The sequence below is a fragment of the Odoribacter laneus YIT 12061 genome, from assembly GCF_000243215.1.
GTDB classification, from domain to species: Bacteria; Bacteroidota; Bacteroidia; order Bacteroidales; family Marinifilaceae; genus Culturomica; species Culturomica lanea.
This window is the reverse complement of record NZ_JH594596.1, coordinates 852551-869164: the sequence shown is the minus strand read 5'-3', so window position 1 is coordinate 869164 and position 16614 is coordinate 852551. Positions and strand designations below refer to the sequence as shown.

Sequence of the window (16614 nt, the reverse complement as noted above, 5' to 3'; positions counted from 1 at the left end):
GCTTTGTTAGTTTTGTTTTTCCGGTTTCACCTCCTCCGACAACCCGTTGGAGTTAATTAGTAACTTGCAAAGATAATCTTTTTTCCAATTGAATGAAAATTAAATCCCAATCTTATGCCTTAATTTTTTTTTCATTTTGAATTTCCTATTTTCAATTGTTTCGTACTTTTGCAGGAATTAATTTTTCAATTATGAATTATCAGGAAACACTGGATTGGCTATTTGCCCAACTGCCGATGTATCAACGCGAAGGACAAGCTGCTTATAAGGCAAATTTAAACAATACTCTTTTTTTGGATGAACATTTTCATCATCCGCACCGGCAATTTAAGACCATACATGTCGCCGGAACAAACGGAAAAGGTTCCGTATCCCACATGCTGGCCTCTATCTTACAGGAAGCCGGATATAAAACCGGACTTTATACTTCTCCCCACCTGAAAGACTTCCGGGAACGGATCAAAGTAAACGGGGAAATGGTGTCTGAACAATACGTAATCGACTTTGTCGGGCAAAATCAAGCGCTGTTTGCTGAGTTAAAACCCTCTTTTTTCGAAATGACAGTAGCCATGGCATTTCAATATTTCGCCGATACGGAAGTAGATATCGCCGTGATAGAAGTGGGCTTAGGAGGACGCCTGGATTCTACTAACATCATTACCCCCCTGGCTTCTATCATTACCAATATTTCTTTCGACCATATGGCTCTCCTCGGAAATACCTTACCGGAAATCGCTGCCGAGAAAGCAGGTATTATTAAAACCGATATACCGGCTGTTATCGGCACTCGGGATGCTGCCTACGATTTCGTATTCGAAAAGAAAGCTTCCGACTGTCATACGACTCTGACGTTTGCTTCCGAAGAATGGCAAATGGGAAAAAACGAGGACGGTACTTACGACGCCCGGCACAAAAACGGTATTACGTATCCTCATTTGTCGTGCGACTTAAAAGGAAGTTATCAACGAAAGAATATTCCGGTTGTACTGGAAACTGTCTTGTTATTGCAAAGTTGTGGACTGGCCCTATACGAACAGGACATCCGCCAGGGAGTGGCCCGCGTTATTCCCAATACGGGGCTGCACGGCCGCTGGGAGCAACTGGCAGAACGGCCCTATACAATCTGTGACACCGGCCACAATATCGACGGATTATCGGAAATCCGGACCCAACTCGCGAGCTGTTCTTACGACAAACTGCATTTTGTGATCGGTATGGTCAGTGATAAAGACGTGGACAGCGTCCTCTCTATCCTTCCTAAAGATGCCCGTTATTATTTCTGTAAGGCTTCTATTCCAAGAGCCATGAACGAAAAAATATTGGCCCAAAAAGCCTGTGCACACGGATTGGAAGGAGACATTTACCCGACAGTAGCCGAAGCTTACGCAGCCGCACGTGCAGCTGCCACTCCGGAAGATATGATCTATATCGGGGGAAGTACATTCGTGGTTGCCGAAGTGATTTGACAAATGTTGAAACGAAAAGGCTGCTGAATTGTATGTACAGCAGCCCTCCGATTATTCACTTTTCAAAGCATTCACCGGATTTGCTGTTGCAGAACGTATACTTTGATAGAAAATAGTGAGCACGACAATAAATAACGTAATACACAAAGCAGCTGCAAAGATCCACCAGCTCAGCGGAAGCGCATAGGCGAAATTTCTCAGCCAACCCTTCATGATATAATAACTCAAAGCAATTCCTAACGGTATAGCCGGTAAAATCCGGACAATAATATAGCCATTTAACCCCCAAATAATATCCTTCACCTGCGCTCCCATGACCCGGCGTACACTGATTTCTTTTCGTTTTTGCCGGGCAACAAATCCGCTCAGGGCCAGTAATCCTAATAAAGCCAAGGTAATAGCAATGATCGTTCCGCCTGATAATATACGCGCCACCACCTCATCCTGAACATACATATACTGAATTTGATCCCGGATGGTATTTACAGAAAAAGGCTCCCCCGGATATAGTTTTTTTAAAACATTGCTCAATTTCTCCTTCGCCTGCTGATATTCCCCCACTTTATAGCGAACGGAAACATTCCAGTAATCAGTAGCATAAAACGTATAAGCCATCTTCCCTATCTTTTCATGAGCAGAAGTATAATGGATATCTTTAGCTACCCCGATCACGGTAAAAGTGTGCATTCCCGATATAACTTTTTGTCCTAAAGGATTTTCCAATCCCAAAGCAGCGACCGTAGACTCGGATAAAATAATATTATCTTTTTCCGCCTCCCAGTTATTGGTAAAATTCCTTCCTTCTAAAACAGGAACCCGGAAAACATTCATAAAACCGGGTCCTACCCGTCTTTCATCTACCCCAATTTGATCCTTTTCCGCCTGAGCAGGCAAACGAAGGGCTCCCCCACTCCAGCCGGAAATTATATTTCCCTGCCCTACACCCACCTCCGTTATCTCCGGATATTGCATCAGTTCATTTCTCAATACTTCATATTGCTGTATATCCGAATTTACAAAGGTCGTAAGCACCTGATCCGCTTCAAACCCTAAAGGTAAATTCCTGACATAATCCAATTGCCTCATTACCACTCCCAATGCCGAAATACAAAAGATGACAATCGAAAATTGAAGGACGACCGAAGCCGCTGTTAATTTATATTTTCGCGTCACCGCTTTCCGGATCAAATCGATAGGAGTGAATCGCGATAGATAATAAGCCGGATACCCTCCCGCTAATATAGCTACAACGACAAACAAGAGGACAAAATTACCCCACATCTTTCCCGTCAAACCGCTATCCGGAGGCAGATTAAAATGAATAAAACGGGCAAACCACTCGGAACAACTGTAATACAAAATGACAGCCAACACAAAAGCAATAAAAGTGACAAAAAAGGTCTCGCCGAATAACAGGGACAGAATGCTTTTACGCATCGCACCGTTTGTCTTACGGATACTAATTTCACTAGCCCGCTTTTCTCCTTGAATAATATAAAGGGAAATAAAATTACTAATAGCTATTCCCAGTATAAACAGCACGACCAGACTTACAAACAACAAATTGGATGTATTGCCCTTCGGTTTTAAATCGAAAGTGACCGGAGAAGAAAAATGAATGGAAGCAACCGGTTCCACAAGGCTGCTAAAAGTATACCCCATACCGGCAAAACTAGTCTCCAACACTCCCTTCGTCACCTCTTCAGCCTTTTGAATGGCCAGCGGCATATCGATTCCGGATTTGAATTTTAAATAAGTCAGATATTCCGCGCTACCGTATCCTAAATCAATCAACTTCGTCAGAATATCGAATTTAAAATGAGTATTTTCAGGTATATCTTCGATAACGGCTGAAATCTGATAATTTTTTTTCTCTTCCTTATGCGTCAGTGTTTTCCCTACTGGATTTACTCCCGAGCCAAAAAAAGCCTCGGCATATTTACGGGTAATCACACACTGGTTTACCGAATTTAAAGCCCCATCCAACTGCCCGTAAACGACTGGGAAATCAAAAATATTCAGAAAAGAAGAATCCACCACATAGCCTTCTATGTTTAAAACGACCTGCTCCTCCGTCTCAAATATCCCTCCTCCCTGCCGGAATAAACGGGCTGCATATTCCACTTCCGGAACTTCCTTCAACAGCTGATCGCATTCCTGATAAAGGGTTAAAGGAATGGTCATTACTTCATTCTGCCCTTTTCCGATAGAAATAACCCGGTAGATCCGGTCAGCATCCTTAAAATGTTTGTCGTATGAAAATTCAAAACTCAGGTATACTAATAAAAACATAGCTACGGCTAAACCTACACTCAAACCCGTAATATTGATCAAGGTCAGCCCCTTATTCCGAAAAGCTGTACGCAACAAACGAGCGAAAGAAAAATTCATAGGGTCTATGTTAAATTAAAAATTTATTACTCTGATTTCAGTGCATCTACCGGATTCGCCGTAGCCGAATGAATACTTTGATACAATAATGTCAATAGTACGATGACAAATGTCAACAGCAAAGCCCCCGCAAAAATCCACCAACTTAAAGAAATAGTATAAGCAAAATTTTGCAACCAATGGTACATGGCAAAATAACTGAAAGCAATCCCTATCGGGACAGCCGGCAAAATCCGGATCAAAACATAACGGTTCAGATCGTAAACAATGGTTCCGATCTGGGCTCCCATGACCCGGCGTACACCGATTTCCTTGCGTTTCTGATGAGCCACGAATCCCATCAGCGCCATTAATCCCAATAAAGCCAGAATAATCGCCAAAACAGTTCCGCTCATCAGAATACGGGAAGTGACTTCATCCTGCCAATACTGATTGTTTACCACATCCCTGAGCAGCATAACCCCGTAAGGATCCCCGTGGAAATGTTTTTCCATTACGGTAGCCAATGCCGTTTTGGCTTCCTGAAACCTACCGGGCTGATACCTTACTCCCATCATCCAGAAACGGGGATGATAAGCTGTATATACCAATCTTCCTATTTTTTGCCGGGCAGAGCCGTAATGAATGTCTTTGGCTATCCCCACCACTGTCATCGACATACCATTGAACATGACTTTCTTCCCTAGCGGATCTTCCAGATCAAGGGCCGCAACCGTCGTTTCTGTCAATACGATACTGGCAGAATCCATCATCCCCTCGTATTTCAATTCCCGGCCTTCGAGAATCGGAATTCCGTATACCTGAAAATAACCAGGTCCCGCACGCCTTTCGTCTATGGTTACACTTTCTTTTTCAGATTGATCGGTACGACGAAGCCCCTGTCCGCTACAACCGTTCAACGGATGTCCCTGGGAAATAGCGACATTTACAATCGAAGGATACTGAAGAAGATCTGAACGCAATCCCTCATATTGTTTTACGTCCGTAACAATCCCAACAGCCATCACATTATCGGCATCGAAACCCAATGGCATCTTTTTCATAAAATCGAGCTGGCGGAAAACGACAAACAATGCCGATATACAAAAGATAACTACCGAAAATTGTATGACCACCGAAGTAGCCGTCAGCTTGTATTTCCGCATGACCGTTTTCCGGACCAATTCAATGGGATTAAACCGGGATAAATAATAAGCCGGATAAACGCCGGCAATCAATGTTACGCCCAGGAACAATAAAACAAAATAAATCCACATCATCCCCGTTACCCCCACTTCTCTCGGCAGGTTGAAATTGATCAGCCGGGCAAATACTCCCGAAAAAGAATAATAAAGTACAATCGCCAGACCGAATGCGATGATTGTTACCAATGTCGTCTCCCCAAACAACATCTTCATAATGCTGCTCCGTTCTGCCCCGTTTGTCTTCCGCACACTGATTTCGGTTGCCCGCTTTTCTCCCTGAATAATGTACAGGGAAATAAAATTGGATAAGGCAATTGCCAGAATAAAAATGGTAACGATTATAATAAAAATCAGATTCGATTTACTAGCAGTAGGACTCAAATCAAAAGCAGATTTTGTAGCCGTATGAATATCTGCCAAAGGTTCTGTTATACTCTCAAACTGACTGTCATAATTGGCAAAACGGGTAGACAAAAGATTTTTATTTATCTCATTACATTTCGCTGCCGCCACCGCATAATCCACCCCCGGCCGGAATTTGACATAGGTATAATATTCCAGTCCACCCCAACCGTAATCCGGTAGTTTAGTCAACAAATCGAAACGGAAGTGGGTATTCAGTGGAATGTCTTCGATAACAGCTTTTATTTCCATGGAGGACCCCTTGTCCCCGTTCAAACTTTTTCCAACCGGATTACTTTCCACACCGAAAAAACGATCGGCCGTACTCCGGGTAATGACACAGGTATTCGGTTCATCCAAAGCCCCGTCCAGATTCCCAGCCAATAATTTAAAGCTGAAAATCTGCAAAAAAGAAGAATCAACCTGATAAGTATTTACCTTTATTTTTTCTCCGTTTTCAACGTGTAAATCCATATCGCCGAATGTATATAAACGGCTGGCCGTTTCCACCTCAGGCACTTCTTTCATCAAGGTAGGAGCCAGAATACCAAAATTAATCGGGTAATTGGTCACTTCCTTCCCCTCGTTCCAAACACTCAGTACCCGGTAGATCCGCTCCCCATCCTTAAAATGCTTGTCGAACGAAAATTCAAAATGCAGATAAACCATCAAAAATAAAGCGACCGCTAGACCTACACCCAAGCCGAAAATATTAATGCACGTCAAGCCTTTGTTCCGGAAAGCCGTCCTGAAAAGCCGCGAAAAAGAAGCCAGGTTTCTCATAGAAATTAAAATTTATATACTTGCTTAGGCTGGGAACAAAAAATATGCCACAATTGACAAACAATTGTTTATCAATATATTATATTCTAAAAAAGTACGCCGGATGTCTATTATTTTGACATCCGGCGTATAAAATATTTACACTATTTTATTCTCTACTCCCAGTTTAGCCTAATCTCTTCACCGGGTTCCCATTGGAGGGATTGCACCTTTCCTTTATACCTTATCTTTCCTTTTCCCGCTTCATCAGCCCGGATCACAGCTTCCTTCAGCAAACCATCTTGCCAAACGAGATCCACTGTATAGCCTCCACGGGCTTTCAGTCCTTTTACATATCCCGACGGCCAGGCAGCAGGTAAGGCCGGAAGTAAATCGAGCATTCCGGCATGCGACTGTAGCAACATTTCGGCTATTCCGGCCACAGCTCCCATGTTCCCGTCTATCTGAAAAGGCGGATGAGCACACAATAGATTGCAATAGGAACCGCTCCCGGAAGGATTAGAAAAATTTTCCTGTCCCTTGGCCGAACGCAGAAGATTCCGAAGCATCTTATACGACTGGTTTCCATCCTGCAGACGGGCCCAAAAGTTAATTTTCCAGGCCAGCGACCAGCCAGTCCCTTCCTCGCCCCGATAGGTCAGACTGCGTTTCGCCGCCTTCGCCCATTCCGGCGTTTCCTCCAGGGAAATCTGATGCCCCGGAAATAAAGCATATAAATGCGAAATATGACGATGAGTATTCCCGGGATCATCCAAGTCTTCTTTCCATTCCTGCAGTTGTCCGAATTTTCCTATTCTCAAAGGCAATAAACGCTTCCGGAAATCCGAAACACTGTCGGCAAAAGCCGGGTCTTCTTTTACATAATCCATCGCTTGCAGCACATTCGTAAACAAATCCCAGGCAATTTCCTGATCCATTGTGGCCCCTATCGCTATATCCCCATGCTCCGGTGAATAGGAAGGAGAAGAGACCAGAAAACCGTCCTCATCCGCCACCAGGTAATCCATCCAAAACCGGGCAACTTCCTTCATAATGGGATAAGCTTTCCGGCCTAAAAATTCCCGGTCCCGGGTATAATTAAAATGCTCCCACAGATGAGCACATAACCAGGCAGCACTATTCGGCGCATATCCCCAATAAAAATCCCAGCCGGGAGCCGTATAGCCAAAAGCATTATTCATCGTATGGACCACCCACCCCCGGGCATTGAAATATTCCCGCGCCGTCACCCGGCCCGGTTCCCGTAATTTGTCGATATACTCCAGTAAAGGCAAATGACACTCGCTCAAATTCGCCACTTCTGCCGGCCAGTAAATCATCTGCAAATTGATATTCATATGATAATCGCAAGCCCAAGGCGCATTTAACTGATGATTCCAGCGCCCTTGCAAATGAGCAGGCAAAGTACCGGGGCGGGAACTACTGATTAACAAATAGCGGCCATATTGAAAATATAACGCTTCCAATCCCGGATCATAGGCTCCCAAGCTATACCTGAGCTGCCGTTTATCCGTCGGTAATTTTTCCAAACCACTGTGTCCCAGCTCCAGCTTCACCCGTTCAAACAAAGAGCGGTAATCCGTTTCATGCTCCGCTTGCAAATCCTCCCAAGTCCCCCGCTCTGCCCTTTCGATAGCTTTCCGGTTTACCTCCTCATAGTCGTTCCCCCTATACAGCGGATATGTATTCGCATAAGCCGAAGCGATAGAAACGTAAAATTCTGTATTTTTGGCTCCTTCTATCCGGAAAACCCCTTTTTGAAAACGAATCTTTCCATCTGTTTTGACTTTTATCCGGCCTTCAAAAGGTAAACCGTTAGAAGCCAGTTTTCCTTGTATAATCCACAAATCTTTCCGGACCGTTATTTTCGTTCCCTGATGAGGGGTTTCAAATGTCACCCGATAATCCTTTCCCCCAGGAGCATTATTAGTATACTTAAATACGAACATACGAGCCGGATAAGAAGCAAAATAAGTATTCCGAAAATGCGTCCCTCCCATATCGTACTCGACTTTTCCCATCGCCCTTTCCAAATCCAGACTCCGCCGGTAATCCGTCCACGACGTATCGGCCGCTTCAACGGTAACGCCCAAAGATCCAAAAGGCTGATTTCCCCCGAAATCCCCAAACTGGTCTCCCGCTTCTGTCGGTGTAATTTCCCCGACGAAATAACGCCCGGCCAGTTCCGCAGCCTTCTCTTTTTCCCCTGACTCTAATAATTCTCTTACCTCCTTCAAATATTTCCAACTCCCTTCCTTATTTCCCCCTTTGTAGCTTTTACTTGCACCCGGGCCTCCCGCCCAAAAGCTTTCCTCTGCCAGCTGGATTTCATCCCGAACCGGTCCTCCGAACCACATCGCTCCCATATACCCGTTTCCAACAGGCAATGCCTCATTCATCCAGTCGAGAGCAGGCCGTTCATACCAAAGCGTTAATCCCTGGGCCTTCACCTCAGCAAACAATAACAAAATAACAAAAAATGAAAATATTCTCTTCATCCTAAAAACGATTTTAAATAGCTTCAAAGATCTAAAAGTGCCCGATTTACCGATACACAAAACACACATTCAGCGTATTCACCTTTCCGAACAGCTGAACAAAGTATCCTTTCAATAAAAAAAGCCGTTAAATAAAACGGCTTTTTTACATATTTTACGGCACTTATTTCGCAAAGGCATGCTGGTATCCCTGCTGCTTTTTCCAGGATCCCCGGGTAAAGTCCGGGAAGGCAACCGGAGCCCCGTGATTCTTTACAGAAAGCTCTGTTAACTCACCCATACAGGACCAATCAGCAGCATCATACACATTCATATCCAGTGGTAAACCGTTTCTCAGACAATATACCAAACGATAATCCATGATAAAATCCATCCCTCCATGTCCTCCTACTTTACGAGCCAACTCTCCTACTTCCTTCGTAATCGGATGCTCGTATTCCTTCATCATTTTGGCAAACTGTTCTTTGTTCAGGAAACCATGAGCCCCCAGATTATCGAATTTTACAGCCAATTTATCATTCGGATCCAAAGCAATCCCCGGATTCGGATATTTTTCGATATATCCTTTCGTACCACTTAAACAATGTTTACGGTTATAAGGACGGGGACTGGTCACATCGTGTTGAATCATGATCGTCTTTCCGTTGGCGGTGCGGATTACGGTGGTATTCATATCTCCCATTTTGTATTCACGCTTGGCCATCTCGGAATCTTCTCCGAATTTTTCTTTAGCATACGCAGTCATCCCAAATTGATCGCTGGACAAAGACACCAGATAATCTAAACGATCCCCGCGTCCGATATTCAATGCCTGAGTCACCGGTCCCAATCCGTGAGTAGCATAAGGATCCCCTGTATGTTCGGCATTATAATCCAAGCGCCACCAATCATTATATCCCCCTTCTTTCGGATCCATAAAATTCAGAAAACGCAAATCGTGGATGTAAGCCCCTTCTGCATGTACAATCTCACCTAACACACCTTTTTGAGCCATATTTAAAGTAGCCATTTCAAAAAAGTCATAGCAGCAATTTTCCAGCATCATACAATGCTTTCTCGTCTTTTCTGAAGTGTTGACCAATTCCCAGCATTCTGCCACAGTCATGGCGATGGGCACTTCACAAGCCACATGTTTCCCATGCTCCATAGCATATACTGCCATAGGAGTATGACGCTTCCAATCGGTACAAATATAAACCAAATCAATGTCCTCCCTGTCACACAATTGTTTCCAAGCCTCTTCCGTACCCGAATAACCGACAGCTTCCGGTAAACCCGCTTTCTTTAAAATTTGCTGAGCAGCTTCCACTCTCTCCGGATGTATGTCGCACAAAGCCACAATCTTCACTCCCTCCAAATAAGTAAACCGTTTTACAGCTCCCGGACCGCGCATACCCAAACCAATAAAACCGACCCGGACCGTATCCATTTTCGGAGCAGTCAAAGCAATTACATCTTCCTGCCCAGCTGGCCGAGCCGGCTGATCCAAAACAATAGGCTGAACCACTCCCGCACTTGCTATTTCCTTTTTGGCAGAAGCATCGCAACAGGCCGTAAACATCAAGGCAATAGCTAAAAAATTTAAAATTTTCAACATAGGTAAATGATTTATAAATTATTAATACAAATTTCAACACACCAACCTCAACCGTTTGCAGGGGTAAAGATATATTATTTTTAGTAGGAACCTACAAAAGAATGTAAATTTTTTTACAAAGATTCCATACATAAAAAAATCCGGCAAAACAAAATTGCTTTGCCGGACTTCAGCTGTTTCAGATATTTTAATTATCTGCAGCCTTCTTCATTCTGATTAGAATTGTTGTTTTTGGATTGGCTACTACGTGATGTTCTTCCGCCTTTTGAAGATTCACTTCTGGAGGAAGCTCCGCTTTTTGAAGAGCTACGTCCCGTCTGTCTGCTACTCTTTCCTTCTTCTTTCATGGTTTTAAGATTAAAAGTTAGTTTCTAATTTAAAATTATTTCTGATTATTGTAATCAGAGGACTGACCCGTACGATAAGAGTCATTCTGTGAACGTCCTTCTTGGAAAGGACCGTTATTTTGTGAATCAGAGCGGCCAGTTTCACTGCTTCTGGCACCTGTCTGTGAACCGTCGTTTGCATATTTTCCGGACTCAGCTTTTATAGAGTCTCCTAAATTGGGTTCATCTCCTTCTGTATGCATTCTTTCCACATCATTTCCCATATTCCGGTCTTCATTTACTTCATCCCGCATGGTTTGGCTATGGCCTAATCTTTCTTCGTTCGTTTTTTGATTGTAATCTTTGTCATTGTTCTGAGATTGTCCGTAAGAAGTAGCCTTGTCGTTCATGCTGTTGTCTTGATTTCCCACTTTCTGTGAATAATCCTGACTTGATCCATCCGTTCTGAAACTCTGTTGATTTCCTTCATTATGGGAAAAATGCTTCTGTTGTGATTTTTCATTCATCTTGTCGTTCATAGCTTTTTTTTTAAATGGTTTATTGATTATTTATCTTCTGTTTTTGAATAGAATTCAGCTTTGTATCCGGCACCCAGAAGTATTTTTTCAATAACCGACGGTTCCCCGCCTTCCATATCAACCGACAGCATACTGTCATTTCCCCTCTGATCTACCGACCATTTTTCAATCTGCTCTACTCTGTCTAACTGCGGTTTTATTTTAGCTACGCAATTTTTACATTTCAAATTCGTCTTAAATGTATAGGTTGTACCCATCTCTATTGTTTTCTTCTCACCTATTAGAACGAGTCCCTCCCGAGGAAAGTTTCCTAACTTTTCCCTTCAATCAATAAAACTTACAAATAGATTTTACCTTGTATATAAAATTAATAAACTTCATTAAATTACACACTAGGGACGTGCCCTAATGTGTAATTTTTACCTGCCGATAAGCTTCCGCTCTCCTTTCCCTTCCTGAAAAACCTTTATTTTCCAAACAGACAGGCGAGAAAAAGAAAAGGTTTAAGAGACCAACCACCGGGATCAGTGCACTGCTGATTGGCACGCCTTCGGCTTAGACGAGCGGAACTTTGTTCGGAATAATATCTGACTATCGCCATACAACAATAGCTTACTCTGAACCGAAAATTCGCTTATCAGCACCGGAGACATCTCCCTCCGCAACTTGTCCTGCAAAGAAAAAAGGAATACTTATCGTTTTCCGGGAAAGCCGGAAAAAACTATATGACGGTAAGTTCTGATTATATCTTTTTCGCTTTAATTCTCAAACTATTTCCGACCACTGAAACAGAGCTGAAAGCCATAGCAGCGGCGGCTATCATCGGATTCAACAAAAAACCGCAACAAGGATATAATATTCCTGCTGCCAAAGGAATGCCGATCAAATTATATATAAAAGCCCAGAAAAGATTTTGCCGGATAGCCGCTGCCGTCTGTCGGGACAAAGCAACAGCTTTAGGAATAGTATTTAAATCAGAAGTAATTAATGTAATCTTGGCCACATCCATAGCAATATCCGTCCCCTGTCCCATAGCAATGCTGACATCCGCCTGGGCTAAAGCCTGCGAATCATTGATACCATCCCCTACCATAGCGACCCATTTACCTTGTGACTGTAGTTCTTTTATAAAATCAGACTTATCCGAAGGCATCATTTCTGCCCGGTAATGTTTTATTCCGATACGATCTGCTACCGCCCGCGCCGTTACAGCATTATCTCCCGTTAACATATATACTTCTATCCCTTGCGCCTGTAACTGATGCACCGCAGATTCAGAGCCCGCTTTTATGCGATCTGCAAGGGCAATTAAAGCCAATACCTGACGACGATTTGCAAAATAAACAACCGTCGTACCGGACAACTGTAAGCTGTCCGCCTGCTCCCTTTGTTCTTCCGTCCTTAAAATACCATTCGCTTCCAGCAAACGGTAATTTCCAATCCAATATGTTTCCCCATCGACTGTTCCTTTTACCCCTTGTCCGGTAAGACTTTCAAATGTTCCGGATAAACTGGAACGAATTCCCTTCTCAATTAAATACTTTACCACAGCCTCCGCCAAAGGATGTTCTGACTTACTTTCCAAATGCAACAATACAGGCATCCATTTCCTTTCTTCTGCATCCGGATGCCAAAGAATATCCCTGACCTCCGGTCTCCCTTCTGTAATCGTACCTGTTTTATCTAAAACAATCGCTCTTACACGATAAAGCATTTCCAAACTTTCCGCATCCTTAATTAATATATTATGCTGAGCTCCCTTTCCAATGCCAACCATAATAGCTGTCGGAGTTGCCAATCCCAATGCACAGGGACAAGCAATAACTAAAACAGTTACAGACGTCAGTAAAGCATGCGTAAAAGCCTGTTCCCCTCCTGCAAACATCCATATTCCAAACGTAAGAATAGCAATACCGATTACGACCGGAACAAAAATACCGGCAATTTTATCTACTAACCGTTGTACCGACGCCTTACTCCCTTGAGCTTCCTGTACCATTTTAATAATATGGGCCAGTAAAGTTTCATTCCCAACTTTTTCCGCCATAAAACGGAAACTACCTTTTTGGTTGATCGTACCAGCAAACACCTTACTACCACTTACCTTTTCAGTAGGCACCGGTTCTCCGGTAATCATACTCTCATCCACAAAAGAATGCCCTTCCTGTACCGTGCCATCCACCGGTATCTTATCGCCCGGTTTTACCAATAACAAATCACCTGCCAGTACGATCTTTATCGGAACCTCCGTTTCACTTCCATCCTCTGCCACCCGGATAACGGTCTGAGGTTGTAAACCGATCAACTTACGTATAGCTGTCGACGTATTGGCTTTCGCTCTGCTTTCCATCAGCCTTCCCAATAAAATCAATGCAATAATGACAGCTACCGCCTCATAGTATACATGAGCTTCTATCCCCTGATTCGTCCAATACTGCGGATATAAAGTATTAAACAAACTAAACAAAAAAGCAACCCCTGTACTCACCGCTACCAAAGTATCCATATTAGCATGCCCATGTTTCAGCTGCCTCCATGCATTGACAAAAAAACGACGTCCGAAAATCGTCAGTACCGGAAGGGTAAAAACCAACATAATCCAATTCCCATAAGGCATATGCATAAAAAACATCCCGATAATAAAAACCGGTAAAGCCAGCAACAGGGCTCCTACAGTTCTCCTTTTCAATTGTCTGTATTCCGCTTCCTGCCTCTCTTCGATCTCATTTTTCTCTTCTTCTTCAACAATTAAATCATATCCCACTGCCTGTACCGCCTTCTGTAATTCCAAGGGATTCGTTTCTTCCTCCTGATAAACCACCCAAACAGTCGAAGAAGCAAAATTTACTTTTGCTTCTTTTACCCCTTTCTGTTTTGACAAAGTCATTTCCACATTGGTTGCACAACCCGCACAACTCATCCCAACTACATAAAACGTTTCTTTCTTTTCCCCGCTCTTTGTCATAATTTTTTGTTTATTCGTTCTCTGATTCACAAAATTAAGCAAAACAGAATAAATACCCGCTCTCTTAATCGATTTTTTATTGGATTCCATTCTATAGAAACCGGGAACACACAGATTTAGGGGATAAGCGCCTTTGCAATATCCCCTAAATCCCTGTCTTCCTTCGAAATTTAATCCGGCAGCAGGATCCTAAAAGTTCAACTATTTAAACGAATCCAATTCTATTTTTCCACGTGGGGTTCAATCTCCATAAAAGGCCGGAAAGGCGATTGATTAAAAGTAAAATTCCCATAGGAATCGGTTCCTCCCTGTCCTTTCACTTCCGCTCTTAAAGTATAGACGGCGTCTGGATTATAATGATCCACCTGTAAATGATAAAGGAAAGTTTTTGTCTTATTTGTCCCTCTGAAGGTATCCGCTAATCCCTGATGCTCATCCGTAGAAATAACCTTTCCATTTTCTAACAATTCTACTTTCCGAATATTCATATAATTCTCCCCATGAGTATAGAAGAAACCGGCAATAATCCGGCCGTTCGTATACACCTTAGTACTGACATCCCAAGTCAGGGGTTGGTAGGCTAAAGACAATATTTCAGGATGCCAATGTCCCGTGATATATCCACCGGGACGGTAATAATCTATTTTCAACTGATCCAGCCGTCCGTAATGCTGTTGTAATCTCTGCTCAAATGCTGTAAAATCTTTCTGCTTCCCGGAAGTCCATCCAATTTCAGCTACTGCTAATAAACGAGGGAAATTCTGAACATTCATGTCTTTCACTTCTTGCGGAACAGCCGTCCACATATTAGCCTGTACTCCTAAAAGATATTTCTTCTGTTCCGGCTTTAATCCGTGGGCCGGATCATAATTGTAAATACGCTCTATGGAATTGATATTTCTATAAGCCAGATCCGACATCGTTCCATCGTTACGGTCCGCTTGAGTAATATCAAAATATAGATAATCGGTCGGAGTGGCAACCGTATAAAAACCCCTCTCGGCCGCTTCTACAATAGCTTCCTCTCCTACCCAGGACATAATAGCCGTTTCCCGGGTAAGCCCCTCCGGATTCTCCAAGATATCATTCCAACCGATCGGTTTTTTCCCTTTCGATTTAATAATCTGGCATACCCGTCCCACAAAATAATTCTGTAAATCCAAACTGTTCTGCATGCCATGCTCTTTTTTAAAAGCCGTAATATGAGGTTCTTTATCCCATACGATATGCCTTACTTCGTCTCCGCCAAAATGAATGTATTCCGCTGGGAAAAGTGCAGCGATCTCTTCGAATACATCGTCCAGAAAACTGTAAACAACTTCTTTTGTAGGATCCAACGTATTGGGTGTAAATTGATTTCCCCAATATCCCCAGGATGCTAAAAACGGAAATACATACTCCGGATAATGTTTATCATTCACCCCTAATTCCGGATAAACCAAAAGAGTAGGCCAACTATGCCCGGGAATATCTATTTCCGGCACAATCGTAATATGTCGCTCAGCAGCATATTCCACCAGTTCTTTGATTTGTTGCTGGGTATAAAAACCGTTTCTTTCTTCCGGCTCCTTGTGTTTTTCAGCAAAACGCGTCGTCAAAGGTGAAGTCAGTTTGGGATATTTCTGAATTTCTATACGCCATCCCTGGTCATCTGTCAAATGGAAATGAAGTACATTCAGCTTATAAAGCGCCATCACGTCCAAATATTTCTTGATTACCTCTACAGAATAAAACGTACGACTGACATCCTGCATATATCCCCTCCAAGAATACTGGGGTTTATCCACAATTTCCGTACAAGCCACTTTCCAAACAACATCTTTTACCACTGCATTTTTCTCTATACTAACTGGCAACAATTGCCGGAAAGTTTGCATGGCATAAAACAGCCCCGCCTTATCCAATGCTGTGAACGACACTTTTTCCGGTGCTATCTGTAAGCGGTATCCCTCCCGCCCTAAAGTATCCAATTCCGTACAGATACTTAAACATATCGTATTTTTCTTTTCCGTCACCCCTTCCTTCACCGGTAAGCGATACCCTGTAGACTTCCGTAACAGTTCTGCCAGTTGCAAAGCAACCTGCTTACCTTCCGGAGAAGTATAGATCTCCGTATTTTTCCGGAGATAAAAAAAGCCTTCCCCTGAAGTCTGAATCAAAGGCCGGGGAATAATACCTTTTTCCCCTATATCCTGAGCATTACTAACTGGTCCACAAAATATACAACAGATCCACATGAAAACACAAAATAAAACACTTTTCATACCAAAATTATTTTTATCTGATTTATTGAATATCCCTAAGCTATCCCCTTCAAAATCCGAATTTACAAACATAAAGAAAAATAAGCAATGACATTCTTTCCATACACATAAATACCTCTATCAAACTTCTCTTTTTCGATTTGTTACAAAAATATTATTTTTCATTCTCACCTACTATTATTCTCACAATTTTGAAGCA

The 16614-nt window shown here is 42.8% G+C and carries 9 protein-coding genes; 1 reads left to right on the top strand and 8 read right to left on the bottom strand.

Annotation, left to right across the window (positions count from 1 at the left end; translation table 11 throughout):
• The first annotated feature begins 191 nt into the window (after positions 1 to 191).
• A complete protein-coding gene (locus HMPREF9449_RS03690; RefSeq protein WP_009135888.1) occupies positions 192 to 1466 on the top strand; it encodes a bifunctional folylpolyglutamate synthase/dihydrofolate synthase in 1275 nt (424 codons plus the stop codon).
• A 51-nt stretch (positions 1467 to 1517) separates the two neighbouring features.
• Here HMPREF9449_RS03690 and HMPREF9449_RS03685 read toward each other — a convergent pair whose 3' ends face one another.
• The 8 genes from HMPREF9449_RS03685 to HMPREF9449_RS03650 all read right to left on the bottom strand — a co-directional run bounded on the left by HMPREF9449_RS03685 (position 1518) and on the right by HMPREF9449_RS03650 (position 16415).
• Positions 1518 to 3857, bottom strand: coding sequence for an ABC transporter permease (locus HMPREF9449_RS03685; protein WP_009135887.1), 2340 nt, complete (start codon positions 3855 to 3857; stop codon positions 1518 to 1520).
• A 26-nt stretch (positions 3858 to 3883) separates the two neighbouring features.
• Entirely contained in the window at positions 3884 to 6226 is a 2343-nt protein-coding gene (locus tag HMPREF9449_RS03680) for an ABC transporter permease (RefSeq protein WP_009135886.1), read from the bottom strand.
• Between the two features lie 155 nt (positions 6227 to 6381).
• The gene (locus tag HMPREF9449_RS03675) at positions 6382 to 8724 is read right to left on the bottom strand and encodes a glycoside hydrolase family 95 protein (RefSeq protein ID WP_009135885.1); all 2343 of its coding nucleotides are present in this window, start codon (positions 8722 to 8724) and stop codon (positions 6382 to 6384) included.
• Positions 8725 to 8887: 163 nt separating this feature from the next.
• Complete coding sequence (locus HMPREF9449_RS03670; protein ID WP_009135884.1) at positions 8888 to 10321, bottom strand: Gfo/Idh/MocA family protein; 1434 nt, start codon at positions 10319 to 10321, stop codon at positions 8888 to 8890.
• 382 nt (positions 10322 to 10703) lie between these two features.
• A complete protein-coding gene (locus HMPREF9449_RS03665; protein ID WP_009135883.1) occupies positions 10704 to 11186 on the bottom strand; it encodes a hypothetical protein in 483 nt (160 codons plus the stop codon).
• 26 nt (positions 11187 to 11212) lie between these two features.
• A complete protein-coding gene (locus HMPREF9449_RS03660) occupies positions 11213 to 11443 on the bottom strand; it encodes a heavy-metal-associated domain-containing protein (RefSeq protein ID WP_009135882.1) in 231 nt (76 codons plus the stop codon).
• Between the two features lie 485 nt (positions 11444 to 11928).
• The gene (locus tag HMPREF9449_RS03655; protein WP_009135881.1) at positions 11929 to 14151 is read right to left on the bottom strand and encodes a heavy metal translocating P-type ATPase; all 2223 of its coding nucleotides are present in this window, start codon (positions 14149 to 14151) and stop codon (positions 11929 to 11931) included.
• 221 nt (positions 14152 to 14372) lie between these two features.
• Positions 14373 to 16415 (bottom strand): beta-N-acetylhexosaminidase, encoded by a 2043-nt coding sequence (locus tag HMPREF9449_RS03650; protein ID WP_009135880.1) that lies wholly within the window; start codon positions 16413 to 16415, stop codon positions 14373 to 14375.
• Between the last annotated feature and the right edge of the window lie 199 nt (positions 16416 to 16614).